The sequence below is a fragment of the Acidovorax sp. LjRoot117 genome (genome assembly GCF_964252695.1).
GTDB lineage: Bacteria > Pseudomonadota > Gammaproteobacteria > Burkholderiales > Burkholderiaceae_C > Acidovorax.
Window position 1 is genome coordinate 636,680 of the sequence record NZ_CAXUPO020000002.1, and the last position, 13,572, is coordinate 650,251.

Annotated in this window: 13 protein-coding genes; 8 read left to right on the forward strand and 5 right to left on the reverse strand. The window is 68.8% G+C overall.

Annotated elements, in window-relative coordinates:
* Positions 1-27: 27 nt before the first annotated feature.
* Entirely contained in the window at positions 28-1,191 is a 1,164-nt protein-coding gene (locus ACSQ3D_RS08245; RefSeq protein ID WP_436126527.1) for an L-talarate/galactarate dehydratase, read from the reverse strand.
* A 115-nt stretch (positions 1,192-1,306) separates the two neighbouring features.
* Positions 1,307-2,266, reverse strand: a complete 960-nt coding sequence (locus ACSQ3D_RS08250) for a Bug family tripartite tricarboxylate transporter substrate binding protein (protein WP_056412424.1) — start codon at positions 2,264-2,266, stop codon at positions 1,307-1,309.
* A 430-nt stretch (positions 2,267-2,696) separates the two neighbouring features.
* Between ACSQ3D_RS08250 and ACSQ3D_RS08255 the strand changes: the two genes are divergently transcribed.
* The gene (locus ACSQ3D_RS08255) at positions 2,697-3,707 is read left to right on the forward strand and encodes a LacI family DNA-binding transcriptional regulator (protein ID WP_436126732.1); all 1,011 of its coding nucleotides are present in this window, start codon (positions 2,697-2,699) and stop codon (positions 3,705-3,707) included.
* Between the two features lie 55 nt (positions 3,708-3,762).
* On the opposite strand, the gene ACSQ3D_RS08260 is transcribed toward ACSQ3D_RS08255, so the two are convergent.
* Together ACSQ3D_RS08260 and ACSQ3D_RS08265 are read right to left on the reverse strand one after the other, a co-directional pair.
* A complete protein-coding gene (locus tag ACSQ3D_RS08260) occupies positions 3,763-4,341 on the reverse strand; it encodes a peroxidase-related enzyme (RefSeq protein ID WP_056412419.1) in 579 nt (192 codons plus the stop codon).
* Between the two features lie 177 nt (positions 4,342-4,518).
* Positions 4,519-5,358, reverse strand: a complete 840-nt coding sequence (locus ACSQ3D_RS08265) for an IclR family transcriptional regulator (protein ID WP_436126528.1) — start codon at positions 5,356-5,358, stop codon at positions 4,519-4,521.
* Positions 5,359-5,492: 134 nt separating this feature from the next.
* On the opposite strand from ACSQ3D_RS08265, the gene ACSQ3D_RS08270 reads away from it, so the two are divergent.
* From ACSQ3D_RS08270 to ACSQ3D_RS08300, 7 genes are all read left to right on the forward strand, one after another.
* Complete coding sequence (locus ACSQ3D_RS08270) at positions 5,493-6,497, forward strand: Bug family tripartite tricarboxylate transporter substrate binding protein (RefSeq protein WP_436126529.1); 1,005 nt, start codon at positions 5,493-5,495, stop codon at positions 6,495-6,497.
* Between the two features lie 51 nt (positions 6,498-6,548).
* Positions 6,549-7,490 carry an amidohydrolase family protein gene (locus ACSQ3D_RS08275; protein ID WP_436126530.1) on the forward strand — a complete coding sequence of 314 codons (942 nt, stop codon included), beginning with the start codon at positions 6,549-6,551 and terminating at the stop codon, positions 7,488-7,490.
* Positions 7,491-7,510: 20 nt separating this feature from the next.
* A complete protein-coding gene (locus ACSQ3D_RS08280) occupies positions 7,511-8,530 on the forward strand; it encodes a Bug family tripartite tricarboxylate transporter substrate binding protein (protein ID WP_436126531.1) in 1,020 nt (339 codons plus the stop codon).
* 65 nt (positions 8,531-8,595) lie between these two features.
* Complete coding sequence (locus tag ACSQ3D_RS08285) at positions 8,596-9,282, forward strand: RraA family protein (protein ID WP_396505362.1); 687 nt, start codon at positions 8,596-8,598, stop codon at positions 9,280-9,282.
* A complete protein-coding gene (locus tag ACSQ3D_RS08290) occupies positions 9,279-10,223 on the forward strand; it encodes an NAD(P)-dependent oxidoreductase (RefSeq protein ID WP_436126532.1) in 945 nt (314 codons plus the stop codon). Before ACSQ3D_RS08285 ends, ACSQ3D_RS08290 begins: the two co-directional genes overlap by 4 nt.
* 137 nt (positions 10,224-10,360) lie before the next feature.
* On the forward strand, positions 10,361-11,317 hold the full coding sequence (locus ACSQ3D_RS08295; protein ID WP_436126533.1) for a Bug family tripartite tricarboxylate transporter substrate binding protein: 957 nt from the start codon (positions 10,361-10,363) through the stop codon (positions 11,315-11,317).
* Positions 11,318-11,442: 125 nt separating this feature from the next.
* Positions 11,443-12,366, forward strand: a complete 924-nt coding sequence (locus ACSQ3D_RS08300) for an SMP-30/gluconolactonase/LRE family protein (protein ID WP_436126534.1) — start codon at positions 11,443-11,445, stop codon at positions 12,364-12,366.
* Positions 12,367-12,427: 61 nt separating this feature from the next.
* Here ACSQ3D_RS08300 and ACSQ3D_RS08305 read toward each other — a convergent pair whose 3' ends face one another.
* Positions 12,428-13,552 carry an NADH:flavin oxidoreductase/NADH oxidase gene (locus tag ACSQ3D_RS08305; protein WP_436126535.1) on the reverse strand — a complete coding sequence of 375 codons (1,125 nt, stop codon included), beginning with the start codon at positions 13,550-13,552 and terminating at the stop codon, positions 12,428-12,430.
* Between the last annotated feature and the right edge of the window lie 20 nt (positions 13,553-13,572).

Consider the following 13,572-nt stretch of genomic DNA (forward strand, 5'->3'; position numbering starts at 1 on the left):
GCGGGGTGGGCAACGCAGGGTGAGCCGTCAGACCCGCTGGCCCACCTCGACGGATTCGCGGGTCCAGGCGCGGGCCTGCTCCGTGAGCGAAAGGCCCAGGCCCGGGCGGGTAGGCACCAGCATGCGGCCGTCTTTCAGTTCCAGGCGTTCGTTGAACAGGGGCTCCAGCCAGTCGAAATGCTCGACCCAGGGCTCGCTGGGGTACACGGCGCCCAGGTGCACGTGCAGCTCCATCGCGAAGTGCGGGGCCAGCATCACGTTGGCGAGTTCGGCCTGCGCCGCGACCTTGAGGAAGGGCGTGATGCCGCCCAGGCGCGGGCCGTCGGGCATGAGGAAGTCGGCGCTGCGGTGGCGGATCAGCTCGCCATGCTCGGCGGCGCTGGTCAGCATCTCGCCGGTGGCGATGGGGGTGTCAAACTGGGCTGCCAGCGCGGCGTGGCCTTCGTAGTCGTAGGCGTCCAGCGGCTCCTCGATCCAGATCAGGTTGTACTGCTCGAAGATGCGGCACATGCGCTGGGCGGTGGGGCGGTCCCACTGCTGGTTGGCGTCGACCATGATGGGGGTGGCGTCGCCCAGGTGCTCGCGCATGGCTTGCACCCGCTGGATGTCCAGCGCGCAGTCGGGCTGGCCCACCTTGAGCTTGATGCCGCCGATGCCCCGGTCCAGCGAGGCCCGGGCGTTCACCTTGAGCTGGTCGAGCGGCGTGTGCAGGAAGCCGCCCGATGTGTTGTAGCAGCGCACGGATTCGCGCTGCGAACCCAGCAGCTTGGACAGCGACAGGTTGGCGCGGCGGGCCTTCAGGTCCCACAGCGCCACGTCGAACGCGCCGATGGCCTGCACGCCCATGCCACTGCGGCCCACCGAGGCGCCCGCCCAGCACAGCTTGGTCCACAGGCGGGCGATGTCGTTCGGGTCTTCGCCGATGAGCGCGGGGGCGATCTCCCTGGCATGCGCGAACTGGCCGGGGCCGCCGGCGCGCTTGGAGTAGCTCAGGCCCAGGCCCCGGTGGCCCTCGCGGGTCTCGATCTCGGCGAACAGCATCGCGATCTCGGTCATGGGTTTTTGGCGGCCGGTCAGCACCTTGGCGTCGCTGATGGGGTTGGCCAGCGGCAGGTAGCACGACGAGAGGCGGATCCAGGCGATGCTGTCGGGGCTCAGCGGGGTGTTGTCGGCGGATGAGAGGGCAGTCATGGCGTTCAAGCGGGGGGGCGACGAAAGGACGAAAGGCAAAAAACGGGCTGGGAGCAGGGCGATGCGTGCAAGGGAAACCCGCGGCGGCCTGCGCGGGTTTCCCGGCGGCCAGGGGTCAGTCGATGGTGATCTTTCCGGCCTGGATCACGGTCTTCCAGCGGTCGTATTCCTTGCGCTGGAAGGCGGCGAATTCTTCCGGCGTGTTGGCCACCATCTCGAACCCGATGGAGACGAATTGCTCCTTCACCTTGGGGTCGTTCAGCGCTTCCACGAACGCGGCATGGGCCTTCTGGCGCACGGCGGGCGGCAGGCCCTTGGGCGCGACGATGGCTTGCCAGGATGCGACTTCGACGTTCTTCACGCCTGCTTCGGCCAGCGTGGGCAGATCCGGCAGCACGGGCGAGCGCTGGGGGCTGGTCACGGCCAGGGCGCGCATCTTGCCGCCCTTGATGTACTGGATCACGGCGTTGATGTTCTGGAACGACGCATCCACCTGGCCGCCGATCAGGTCGGTGTGCGCGGGAGCGCCGCCCTTGTAGGGGATGTGCACGCCCTGCGTGCCCGTCTGCTGCCAGAACAGCTCGGCCGTGAGGTGGTCGCTGGAGCCATTGCCGGCGGACGCGAAGCTCATCTTGTGGGGGTTGGCCTTGAGGTGCGCGATCACGTCGGCCACGCTCTTGTGGGGCGAGTTGGCGGGCACCACCAGCACGTTGGGCGAGGCCACGGCCACGGTGATGAAGTCGAAATCCTTGGTGGGGTCGTAGGGCAGGCTCTTGAGCAGGTGCGGCACGATGACCAGCGGGCCGAGCGACGTGACCAGGAAGGTGTAGCCATCGGCCGGAGCCCGCTGCACGAAGGTGGCGCCGATCGTGCCGGTGGCGCCGGCCCGGTTGTCGACCGTGAACGGCTGCTTGAGCTTGTCGGTCAGGCGGGGGCTCACGGCACGGGCGACCTGGTCGGTGGAGCCGCCGGGCGGGAAGGGCACCACCAGCGTGACGGCCTTGTCGGGCCAGGCGAGGGCCGAGGTGCTCCACGCGGCCATGGCCAGCGCGGCGGTGATCCAAAGTTTCTTCATGCTTGTCTCCTTGATGGTTGAATGACATCGTTGTCATTTTTGGGCGAATGCCAGCATCTGTTTTATTTCTGTCGCCATGAACTCTGTTTTTTTGTTGGCCGGATAAATGATATCGTTGTCATTTCAAAAGTCAATGCGGTGCGATCTGCTGCATGTTTCGCTGGGTGCGGCGACCAGGGCGCCGGCTGGGCGCGTCCATCGGGGGTGCTTGGCAGGCTCTGCGCGCGGTCTTCGCGCAGGCGGGCACCGGGGCGGGGCCGCTGCGCTATCTGCTAACGTCGCGCATGGCGGGTCGCGCTGTGGGTTGTGCCCTGAAGCGCACGGCCGCCACAGCCCACTGCACGGGCCGTGGTCCCCACCGGCCGCTTCTCGCACCGACATCCGCTTGTCCGCCCCTTCCGCTCTTTCCGCAGTCTCCGCCGTACCCTTCATGAACCTGCCATCGCCCCGCAAGCCCGCCACCCTGCACGACGTTGCCCAGGCGGCTGGCGTCTCGCCCATCACGGCGTCGCGTGCGCTGGGGAACCCCGGCATCGTGTCGGAGAAGACGCGTGCGCGCGTGCAGCAGGCGGTGGAAGCCACGGGCTACATCCCCAATCTGCTGGCCGGCGGGCTCAAGTCCAAGCGCAGCCGCATGGTGGCGGGGATCGTGCCGGCGCTGTCGGTGTCGCAGTTTTTGCCCACGGTGCAGTCGCTCACCGCCACGCTGGCGGAAGAGGGCTACCAACTCCTGCTGGGCCAGACGTTCTACGACGCGCAGCGCGAGATCGACGTGCTCAATGCCATGGTCAGCCGGCAGCCGGACGGCATCGTGATGATGGGCCTGGTGCAGTCCGAAGCCGCGCGCGACCGCCTGCGCAAAGCGGGCGTGCCGGTGGTGGAGACCTGGGACATCAGCGACCGGCCGGTGGACATGGTGATCGGGTTTTCGCACCTCAAGGTCGGCAGTGCGCTGGCGGGGTACTTCCTGTCGCGGGGCTACCAGCGCGTGGGCATCGCCACCGGCGGCGACCAGCGCGCGATGGAGCGGCGCGAGGGTTTTCTGGCCGCCTGGGGCCGCGACGTACCCACGGCCGTGGTGCCTGCGCCCAGCACGCTGCAACTGGGCCGCAGGGCGCTGTGCGAGCTGCTCGCCCGTGAGCCCGGCCTGCAGGCGGTGGTGTGCAGCTCGGACATGCTGGCCCACGGCATTCTGGTGGAGGCGCAGGCGCGCGGTCTGCGCGTGCCGCAGGACCTGGCGATCTCCGGCTTTGGCAATGCGGACTTCAGCGCGCACATGGTGCCGCCCATCACCACCGTGCACGTGGACGGGCCCGAGATCGGCCGCCTGGCAGCGCAGCTCATCATGGACCGCTGCCGCGGCGTGCAGCCGCAGCGCTCGACGTTCGACCTGGGGTTCGAGCTGATCGAGCGGGCCTCCACCGCAGCCGTGCCGGGCTGACGCCGCGGCCGGATCGGCCACGTTGTAAGGGCCCCCGGGCTTGCCGGGGCCGCACCTACTTGTTCTTCTCGCGCGGCAGGCGGCCCATCAGATAGAACTCGGGGTTGGGCTGCATGCCGGCAAAGCTGGCCATGCGGTTCGACAGCCCGAAGAACGCGGTGATGGCCGCGATGTCCCAGATGTCCTCGTCGTCGAAGCCGTGCGGGTGCAGGGCCTCGAAGTCGGCGTCCTCGATCTCGTGCGAGCGCTGGCAGACCTTCATCGCAAAGTCCAGCATGGCGCGCTCGCGCGGGCTGATGTCGGCCTTGCGGTGGTTGACCGCCACCTGGTCGGCAATCAGCGGCTTCTTCTCGTAGATGCGCAGGATGGCGCCGTGGGCCACCACGCAGTACAGGCACTGGTTGGCAGCGCTGGTGGTGGTGACGATCATCTCGCGCTCGCCCTTGGTCAGGCTGCCTTCTTCCTTGAGCATGAGCGCATCGTGGTACGCGAAGAACGCTCGCCACTCGGCAGGGCGGCGCGCAAACGCCAGGAACACGTTGGGGATGAAGCCGGCCTTTTCCTGCACTTCCACGATGCGTGCGCGGATGTCGTCGGGCAGGGTGTTCAGGTCGGGGAAGGGATAGCGGCTCACGAAGGTCTCCTTGGCTGTGTTGTGTTGTGTCGTGGATGCCAGTATCCGCGATGCATGCGTCGCCCACGCCCCCCGAAACTGTCGCTGACCATGCCAGTGCACCCGTGGATCCGGCTCCGCCGGTCCACTGGGTGCGTCCCCCTTAGGGGGAAGACGCCGCCAGGCGGCTCAGGGGGGTCAAGGATGCCAGTGCGTGGCCCGCACCGGGCTTTGCGCGGGCGCTGCCGTGTTGCCTGCCAGCGCATACGACAACTGCGTGGCGGCGGCAACCACCGTCTGGGCCAGGGCTTCGAGCTTTTCAGCGGGCAGGCGCGATGCAGGGCCCGAGATGCACACAGACCCCATCAGGCGCCAGTGCATGCCGAACACCGGCGCCGACACCGTGGCCACGCCTTGCTCGCGCTCGCCGATGGACCAGTGGTAGCCCTTCTTGCGGATGTCCTCGTAGGCCTTGCCCGGCTCGCCCGAGAACGCCAGGATCACGCGGCCCGGGGAGCCTTTGTCCAGCGGCAGCCCTTCGCCCATGCGGGCGTGGTGGCGCAGTGCCTGCGGGCCCTCCACGCGTACCAGGCAGGTCCGCACCTGGCCTTCGCGCACGTAAAAGGCCGCGCTTTCGCCCGTGGCGTGGGTCAGCTCGCGCAGCGCGGGCTCCAGCACGTTCTGCACATCGAAGCCCGCCTGGTAGCGCGCGCCCAGCCAGCCCGCGGCGGGGCCCAGGCGCCAGTCGCCATCCTCGCGCTGCACCATGAAGCCCGACTGCGCCAGCGTGCGCGCCAGGCGCAGCACCGTGGTCTTGTGCAGGCCGCAGCGGCGGCTCAGTTCGGCCAGCGGCAGGCTGGATTCGCCCAGGGCAAAAGCCTCCAGCACCTGCAGGGCCCGGGTGACGGCGATGACGCCCGTCGCAGGCTCGGAGTCTGCGGTCCCTGAGGCCTCTGGGGCTGGCGTTGGAGCCGGTGGCTCGGGCGCCCGTGCACGGTGGGCGGCAGGGCGCGCTGGCTTGCTGGGGCTGTTGCTCATGGTGCCATTCGTTTCATTGTGTGCAACGCCATTGTATGGGTTGAAACGTCTGCGTAAAGTCGCAGCCACGGCGCCGGGCCCTCGCAGGTTCTGCAGACCGGCGTGACGAACCACCATAAAACGGAGACAAATCCATGCCAGCTTTTCCATCGCTTTCGCGTGCTGTCGGCGCGCACCTGTGCGCAGCCTTGATGGGCCTTGCCGCAACCGCCGTGCCCGTGGCCGCCCAGGCCCAAGCCGCTTACCCCAACAAACCCATCCGCCTGATCGTTCCGTTCCCACCCGGTGGCGGCACCGACATGATCGCGCGCACCGTGGCGCAAAAACTCACGGACCAGAACAAGTGGAACGTGATCGTGGACAACCGCTCCGGCGCGGGCGGCAACCTGGGCGTGGACGCCGCGGCCAAGTCGGCCCCGGATGGCTACACGCTGGTCATGGGCCAGACCAGCAACCTGGCGATCAACCCCACGCTGTACCCCAAGCTGCCCTACGACCCCATCAAGGACCTGGTGCCCGTGGCGCTGGTGTCGTCGTCGCCCATCGTGATCGCCGCGCCGGCCAGTTCGCCGTACAAGACCTTCGCCGACGTGGTGGCCGCCTCCAAGGGCAAGCCTGACGCACTCACCCTGGGCTACTCGGGCAACGGCACGGTGGCCCACCTGGCCGGCGAGCTGGCCGAGAACGCGGCGGGCATCAAGCTGCGCCACATCCCCTACAAGGGCGCGGCCCAGGCCATGACGGACCTGGTGGGCGGGCAGATCGATCTGTACATGTCGTCCGTGCCCACGCTGCTGGGCCAGGTGCGCAACGGCAAGCTCAAGGTGTTGGCCATCACGTCGGCCAAGCGCTCGTCGCAATTGCCGGATGTGCCCACGCTGGCCGAGTCCGGCTACAAGGGCTTCGAGGCGGTGACCTGGTTCGGCATCCTGGCGCCTGCTGGCACGCCCGCGCCCATCGTGGCGCAGCTCAACAAGGCGATCAACCAGGCACTGCAGCACGCCGAAGTGGCTGACAAGCTGCGCTCCGAAGGCGGCGACATCCTGGGTGGCTCGGCCGATCAGTTCGGCCAGCTGCTGCGCACCGAAGTGCCGCGCTGGGGCAAGATCGTCAAGGACTCGGGCGCCAGCCTGGACTGACCGACAGCGCCGCCACAGCGACCGCTTCACGTCCCCCAGAGAGTCCGCGCCATGCACCGCGACAGCCTTGTCACGCCTGTGCGTACCGCCCACGCCGTGCGGTTTTCAGCCGGTACTGCCGTGCCGCGCACCCTGGTGCCGGCCGGTGCCTGCGACTGCCATGTGCATGTGTACGACAGCCGCTTTCCGGCCGCGCCGCAGGCCAGGCTGCTGCCGCCCGATGCGTCGGCGCTGGACTATGCAGCGCTGCAGCAGCGCATCGGAACCACGCGGGTGGTGCTGGTCACGCCGTCGACCTACGGCACCGACAACCGCCCGATGCTGGAAGGCCTGACCGCGCTGCGCGCCATGGGCGTGCCAGCCCGTGGCGTGGCGGTGATCGACGGCACCGAGAGCGATGCAGCGCTGCAGCGCCTGCACGCCGCCGGCGTGCGCGGCGTGCGGCTGAACCTGTCGCTGGGCGTGTCGGGCACGGCGGATTCGCTGCTGCCGCTGGCCCGCCGCATCGCGCCGCTGGGCTGGCACCTGCAACTGCTGATGGCGCCCGATGTGCTGGTCGCGCAGGCCGATGTGCTGCGCCAGTTGCCCGTGCCGGTGGTGTTCGACCACTTCGGCCGCATCGCTCCCGCGCAGGCGGGGCGGCACCCCGCCCATGCGCTGCTGCTGGCGCTGCTGCAGGGCGGGCAGGCGTGGGTCAAGCTGTCGGGCGGCTACATCGTGAGCGAGCAGCACTCGGTGGAAGACCCCGCGCTCGACACCCTGGCTGCCAGCTACCTGCGCTGCGCGCCCCTCCGCGTGGTATGGGGCAGCGACTGGCCGCATGCCACCGCATCGGCCGGCGTGCAGCCGCTGCCCGACGACGCACGCCAGGTGGACCGGCTGGCCGACTGGGCGCGCGAGGCTGGCGACAGCAGCGCCACGCTGCAGCGCGTGCTGGTGGACAACCCGGCCGCGCTCTACGGCTTCACGCCGACCAATTCTTCATTGCCTTGACGACACCGGGAGACCTGCCCATGACCGAATCCGCAACCCCCACCCCATCGGCCGGCCTGCCGCGCCGCAGCGTGCTCGCCGCCAGCGGTGCCGCGCTGCTGGCCCCGTGGCTGGCCGCCCCAGCACGAGCCCAGGGTGACTGGCCCGCCGGCCGCGTCATCACCTGGGTGGTGCCATACCCCCCAGGCGGCAGCACCGACGTGCTGGGCCGCAACGTGGCGCAGCGCATCGGCGCGGCGCTGTCCACCAACGTGATCGTGGACAACAAGGCCGGTGCCACCGGCACCATCGGCGCGGCCTTCGTCGCCAAGGCGGCGCCCGATGGCACCACGCTGCTGGGTACCTCCATCGGGCCGCAGGCGATCGCGCCGCACCTGATGGGCAAGCTGCCGTACGACCACATCACGGCCTTCGAGCCTGTGGTCATCATCGGCACCATTCCGCACATTTTGGTGGTGGGCACGGACCAGCCGTTCAAGACAGTGGCCGACCTGCTGGCCGCTGCCAAGGCCCAGCCGGGCAAGCTCGCCTTTGCCTCGGGCGGCAACGGCACCATCTTGCAGATGCAGGGCGAGTTGCTGCAGCAGCAGACCGGCGCGCGCTTCATTCACGTGCCCTACAAGGGCGACACCCCGGCGCTGCAGGACACGCTGACCAGCCAGGTGCAGTTCATGTTCGCGCCCGCGGCCGCCGCGCTGCCGCATGTGCAGGCGGGCAAGCTGCGCGCGCTGGCCGTCACCTCGGCCCAGCGCCTCAAATCCCTGCCGGCCGTGCCCACGATGGCCGAGGTGGGCATGAAGGACTTCGTGGTGGAGCAGTGGCAGGCCGTGTTCGCACCGGCCAAGACGCCCACCGCCGTCGTGTCGCGCCTGAACCAGGAAATCAACAAGGCCCTGAAGGACCCCGCCGTGGTCGCCCTGGCCGACAGGCTGGGCGTGACGCTGGTGGGCGGCACGCCCCAGCAGCTGGGCGACCTGCAAAGGGCCGACTCCGCCAAGTGGGCCAAGGTCATCAAAGACGGAAACATAAAAGCTGAGTGAGACGGCTTTTGCACGGGCATTGCCTGCACGCACCCCTTCTTCATTTTTCAAACGGACAGAACACCATGAGCCAACTCCCCGACATCATCCGTGACATCGACCGCGTGAGCGCCGACGTCGTGCGCAAAGCCGCGACCTTCCAGGCCGCCATCCTGGCCGACGTGGCGGGCCGCCGCGGCACCATGCACGGCCGCGTGGCCCCGGTGCACCAGGGCATGAAAGTGGCAGGCCCTGCCTTCACCGTGGAAGTGCGCCCCGGCGACAACCTGATGATCCACGCTGCCATTGCGCTGGCCCAGCCGGGCGACGTGCTGGTGATCGACGGCAAGGGCGACCTGACCGCCGCCCTGATGGGCACGCTGATGCTCAGCGCCTGCAAGAAGCGGGGCCTCGCCGGCGTGATCGTGGATGCCGCCATCCGCGACAAGCTGGAGATCCTGGAACTGGACTTCCCGGTGTTCAGCGCAGGCTTCAACCCCGCCGGCCCCACCAAGTACGTGCCCGGCCGCATCAACCACCCCATCTCTGCCGGTGGCGCCACCGTGAACCCCGGCGACCTGGTGGTGGGCGATGCCGACGGCGTGGTCGTGATCGAGCGCGCCAAGGCCCCCGGCATGATGGCCCTGGCCGACAAGAAGGTGGCTGATGAAGCTGCCCGCATCGAGGCCATCGCCCGTGGCGACACGGCCTCCAAGTGGCTGCCCGCCGCGCTGCGTGCGGCGGGTGTGCTGGCGGAAGGGGAATCGCTGTGAGCACCAACCCCACCATCATCGTCACGGGCGCCGACCTGGCGCAGCAGGCGCTCGGCCTGCTCACCGGCTACGACATCGTCTACGCTGGCAAGACGCCGACCGAAGACGACCTGGTCGCCCTGGCCAGGCAACACGACCCCGTGGCCATCATCGTGCGCTACGGCAAGGTGGGCCCGGCCGTGATGGACGCGGCGCCTTCGCTCAAGGTGATCTCCAAGCACGGCAGCGGCACCGACACCATCGACAAGGTGGCGGCCCAGGCGCGCGGTATCCAGGTGGTGGCCGCCGTGGGCGCCAATGCCGCAGCCGTGGCCGAGCAGGCGCTGGCGCTGCTGCTGGCCTGCGCCAAGTCGGTGGTGCAGCTGGATGCGCGCATGCATGCCGGCCACTGGGACAAGGCCACGCACAAGAGCCTGGAGCTCGGCGGCCGCACGGTGGGCCTGGTGGGCCTGGGCGCCATCGGCCTGCGCTTTGCCAAGATGGCCGATGCGTTGGGCATGCGCGTGATCGGTTTCGACCCATTCGCCAAGAACCCGCCCGACTACGTGCAGTGCGTTCCGCTCGAAACGATCTGGCGGGAGGCGGATGCCGTGTCCCTGCACTGCCCGCTGACCGACGAGAACCGCGGCATGCTGAATGCCGCCACGCTCGCACAGTGCAAGCGCGGCGTGATCGTGGTCAACACCGCCCGCGGCGGCCTCATCGACGAAGCCGCGCTGCTCGCAGCCGTGCGCTCGGGCCAGGTGATGGCGGCGGGGCTGGACAGTTTTGCGGTGGAGCCCATGGTGGCCGGCCACCCGTTCCAGGGCGAGAAGAATTTCATCCTCAGCCCGCACATCGGCGGCGTGACCAGCGACGCCTACGTGAACATGGGCGTGGGCGCGGCCACGAACCTGCTGGCAGTGCTGGCCCGCGAGACGCCAGCGATGCGTGCCGCGTAGCCATGGCTGGGAAAGCCCGGCAAACAAGATTTTTATAAAAAAATGGCCTCTACCGCTTGTCCATCAAGCGGTTATAGCTATGTTATTGATAGCATTTGGGCTGAATGCCCGCATGAACGATGGATCGGAGACAAGACATGTTGCGTTTTCTCAAACCCCTGATCACCGCCTGCGCCCTGGCTGCCGGCCTGGCCCATGCCGCGTTCCCCGAGCGCCCGATCACCATCGTCGTGCCGTATGCGCCCGGCGGTGCGGCCGACGCCGTGGCCCGCGTGTTGGCCACGCGCCTGGGTGCCAGGCTGGGCACCAGCGTGATCGTGGACAACAAGGCCGGCGCCAGTGGCACCATCGGCGCGAGCTACGTGGCAAAGGCCAATGCGGATGGCTACACGGTGCTGTACGACGCCACGCCGTACTCCATCAACCCGCACCTGTTCCCCAAGATGCCGTATGCCGCCAACGCGCTGCAGCCGCTGTCGCTGGTGCTGCTGGCGCCCAACGTGCTGATCGTGAAGGCGGACTCGCCGCTCAAGAACATCAACGACCTGGTCGCCCGGGCCAAGGCGGCGCCGGGCAAGCTCAACTTCGCTTCGGGCGGCAGCGGGACGGTGCAGCGCCTGGCGGCCGAGCTGATGCGCCAGCAGCTGAACCTGGACATGGTGCACGTGCCCTACAAGAGCGGCGGCCCCGCCATCACCGACGTGATGGCCGGCCAGGTGGACTTCATGTTCGGTACCGTGGCGGCCACCTACCCGCACGTGTCGGGCGGCAAGCTGCGCGCACTGGCCGTGTCGGCACCCGAACGGTCCAAGCGCCTGCCCGACGTGCCCACGGTGGCCGAGACGGTGATCCCCGGCTACGAAGCATATGAATGGAACGGCATGTTCCTGCCCGCAGGCACGCCCGAACCCATCGCTGCCAAGCTGCGCGAGGCCGTGCAGGAGGTGATGAAGGAAGACGAGCTCAAGCAGCGCCTGGCCGACATGGGCGCGCAGCCCGTGGGCTCCACGCCCGCCGAGTTCGCGGCCTTCCTCAAGAAGGAAGACAGCAAGTGGGGCGATGTGGTGCGCAAGGGCAACATCAAGCTGGACTGATCGCCCATGGTCCTGCCGTTGCGCGATGCCATGCCGCATGGATGCGGTGGGGGCCGCCTCGTCGACAACCCGGCGCGGCGGTATGGTTTCGGCGCTCCTGCCTGAACAACAAGAAAGACACCGCCATGTTTCTGCTGCAACCACCCCAGGTCCGTGACCTGGATGTGTTCACCTCCATGCCCGACCACTTTCGCCGCCGCGAGCGCAGCGAGTGGGCCGATGCCAACCGGGGCGGCACCGTCACCGATTCGTTTCTGGAGGGCCCGGTGTTCGACGACGCAGGCCACCTGTACGTGACCGACATCCCGTGGGGCCGCATCTTTCGCATCAGCCCAGAGGGCGCGTGGACGCTGGTGGCCGAGTACGACGGCGAGCCCAACGGCATGAAGTTCATGGACGCCGGCACGCTGCTGATCACCGACTACAAGAACGGCCTCATGCGCCTGGATGTGGCCACCGGTACCGTCACGCCGTACCTCGAGCGCCGCAACAGCGAGCGCTTCAAGGGCGTGAACGATTTGATCTTCGACGCCGACGGCAACCTGTATTTCACCGACCAGGGCCAGAGCGGCCTGCACGACCCGAGCGGCCGCCTGTACCGCCTGCGCCCGAATGGCCAGCTCGACCTGCTGCTGGCCAACGTGCCCAGCCCCAATGGCGTGGCCCTGTCGCCCGACGGGCGCGTGCTGTACCTGGCCGCCACGCGCGGCAACTGCGTGTGGCGCGTGCCGCTGTTGCCCGACGGCAGCGTGGCCAAGGTGGGGCAGTTCTTCACGTCCTACGGGCCCAGCGGCCCCGATGGGCTGGCCGTGGATGCGCAGGGCCGGCTGCTGGTGGCCAACCCGGGCCTGGGCTATGTCTGGGTGCTCAACCACCGGGCAGAACCCGAGTTGGTGCTGCGCGGGCCGGCCGGGGCGTCGACCACCAATCTGGCCTTTGGCGGCGAGGGTGGCCGCAGTGTCTACGTCACCAACTCGACCCACGGCCAGGTGCTGCGCGCGCAACTGGATGCGCCGGGTCTGCCGCTGTACCGCCTGACCGCGCACTGAGGGGCGGCGGCGCAGGGCGGCCGGGACGTCGTTAGGGAAGGGGCCGCGCCGTTTTGGCGGGCTACTGCGCTGCAGCGACCTTGGCCGCGCCCCGGTAGCGCGACAGCCAGTGGGCATACGGCGCGGGCAGCGTGGTCCATTCGGGCTTGGGCTCGCCCAGCACCTGGGCCAGGTGGTAGGTGTAGTGCGGGTTGGACAGGTGGGCGCGGCCGATCATCACCAGGTCCATCTGGCCGTCGGCCACTGCGCGTTCGGCAATGTGCGGGTCGTCGATGCCCCATGACGAGGCCACGGGCAGGCCAGCCTCGCTGCGCACGCGCTGGGCCACCGGGGCCAGGAAGGCGGGCGTGGCCCAGGGGATCTGGGTCTCTGCGATCACGAAATTGGCGCTGACGTTGACCATGTCCAGGCCGCGCTCGCGCATCTGGCGCACCAGCTCGATGGACTCGGCCACGGTTTCCTCGTCGCGGCCGTCGTATTCGATCACGCCGAAACGTGCCGTGAGCGGCAGGTGCGCGGGCCAAACCTTGCGCACAGCCTCCACGGTTTCCAGCAGAAAGCGTGCGCGGTTGTCGAAGCTGCCGCCGTACTGGTCGGTGCGCTGGTTGCTGTGGGCCGAGAAGAAGCTCTGCGCGAGGTAGCCGTGGGCAAAGTGCAGCTCCAGCCATTCAAAGCCTGCGGCTACCGCACGGCGGGCAGCGGCCACAAAGTCGGCCTGCACGCGCGCAATGTCCGCGAGCGTCATGGCCTTGGGCACGCGGGGCAGGTCGCCGCCGTAGGCAATGGCTGACGGGGCGATGGGCTGCCAGGCACGCGGGTCGCTTTCGGGAATGTGGTCGTCGCCTTCCCACGGGCGCTGGGCGCTGGCCTTGCGCCCGGCGTGGCCGATCTGGATGCCGGGCACGGCGCCAGCAGCCTTGATGTTGGCGGCGATGCGGGCCAGGCCTTGGACCTGCTGGTCGTTCCACAGGCCGGTGCAGGCCGGGGTGATGCGGCCTTCGGGCGACACGCCGGTGGCCTCGACGATCACGAGGCCTGCGCCGCCACGGGCAAGGCCGGCGTAGTGCGCCTGGTGCCATTCATTGGTCAGGCCGTCGGTGGCGCTGTACTGGCACATCGGCGGGACCGCGATGCGGTTGCGCAGGGTGACGCTTTGGAGCTGGAACGGGGTGAACAGGGCAGACATGCAGCTTTCTTTCTTGTGGG

Coding starts and splice junctions, on each gene's coding strand:
- ACSQ3D_RS08280 (WP_436126531.1), top strand. CDS start 7,511: ATGACCGAATCCGCAACCCCCACCCCATCGGCCGGCCTGCCGCGCCGC.
- ACSQ3D_RS08255 (WP_436126732.1), top strand. CDS start 2,697: ATGAACCTGCCATCGCCCCGCAAGCCCGCCACCCTGCACGACGTTGCC.
- ACSQ3D_RS08275 (WP_436126530.1), top strand. CDS start 6,549: ATGCACCGCGACAGCCTTGTCACGCCTGTGCGTACCGCCCACGCCGTG.
- ACSQ3D_RS08270 (WP_436126529.1), top strand. CDS start 5,493: ATGCCAGCTTTTCCATCGCTTTCGCGTGCTGTCGGCGCGCACCTGTGC.
- ACSQ3D_RS08295 (WP_436126533.1), top strand. CDS start 10,361: ATGTTGCGTTTTCTCAAACCCCTGATCACCGCCTGCGCCCTGGCTGCC.
- ACSQ3D_RS08305 (WP_436126535.1), bottom strand. CDS start 13,552: ATGTCTGCCCTGTTCACCCCGTTCCAGCTCCAAAGCGTCACCCTGCGC.
- ACSQ3D_RS08250 (WP_056412424.1), bottom strand. CDS start 2,266: ATGAAGAAACTTTGGATCACCGCCGCGCTGGCCATGGCCGCGTGGAGC.
- ACSQ3D_RS08265 (WP_436126528.1), bottom strand. CDS start 5,358: ATGAGCAACAGCCCCAGCAAGCCAGCGCGCCCTGCCGCCCACCGTGCA.
- ACSQ3D_RS08245 (WP_436126527.1), bottom strand. CDS start 1,191: ATGACTGCCCTCTCATCCGCCGACAACACCCCGCTGAGCCCCGACAGC.
- ACSQ3D_RS08300 (WP_436126534.1), top strand. CDS start 11,443: ATGTTTCTGCTGCAACCACCCCAGGTCCGTGACCTGGATGTGTTCACC.
- ACSQ3D_RS08285 (WP_396505362.1), top strand. CDS start 8,596: ATGAGCCAACTCCCCGACATCATCCGTGACATCGACCGCGTGAGCGCC.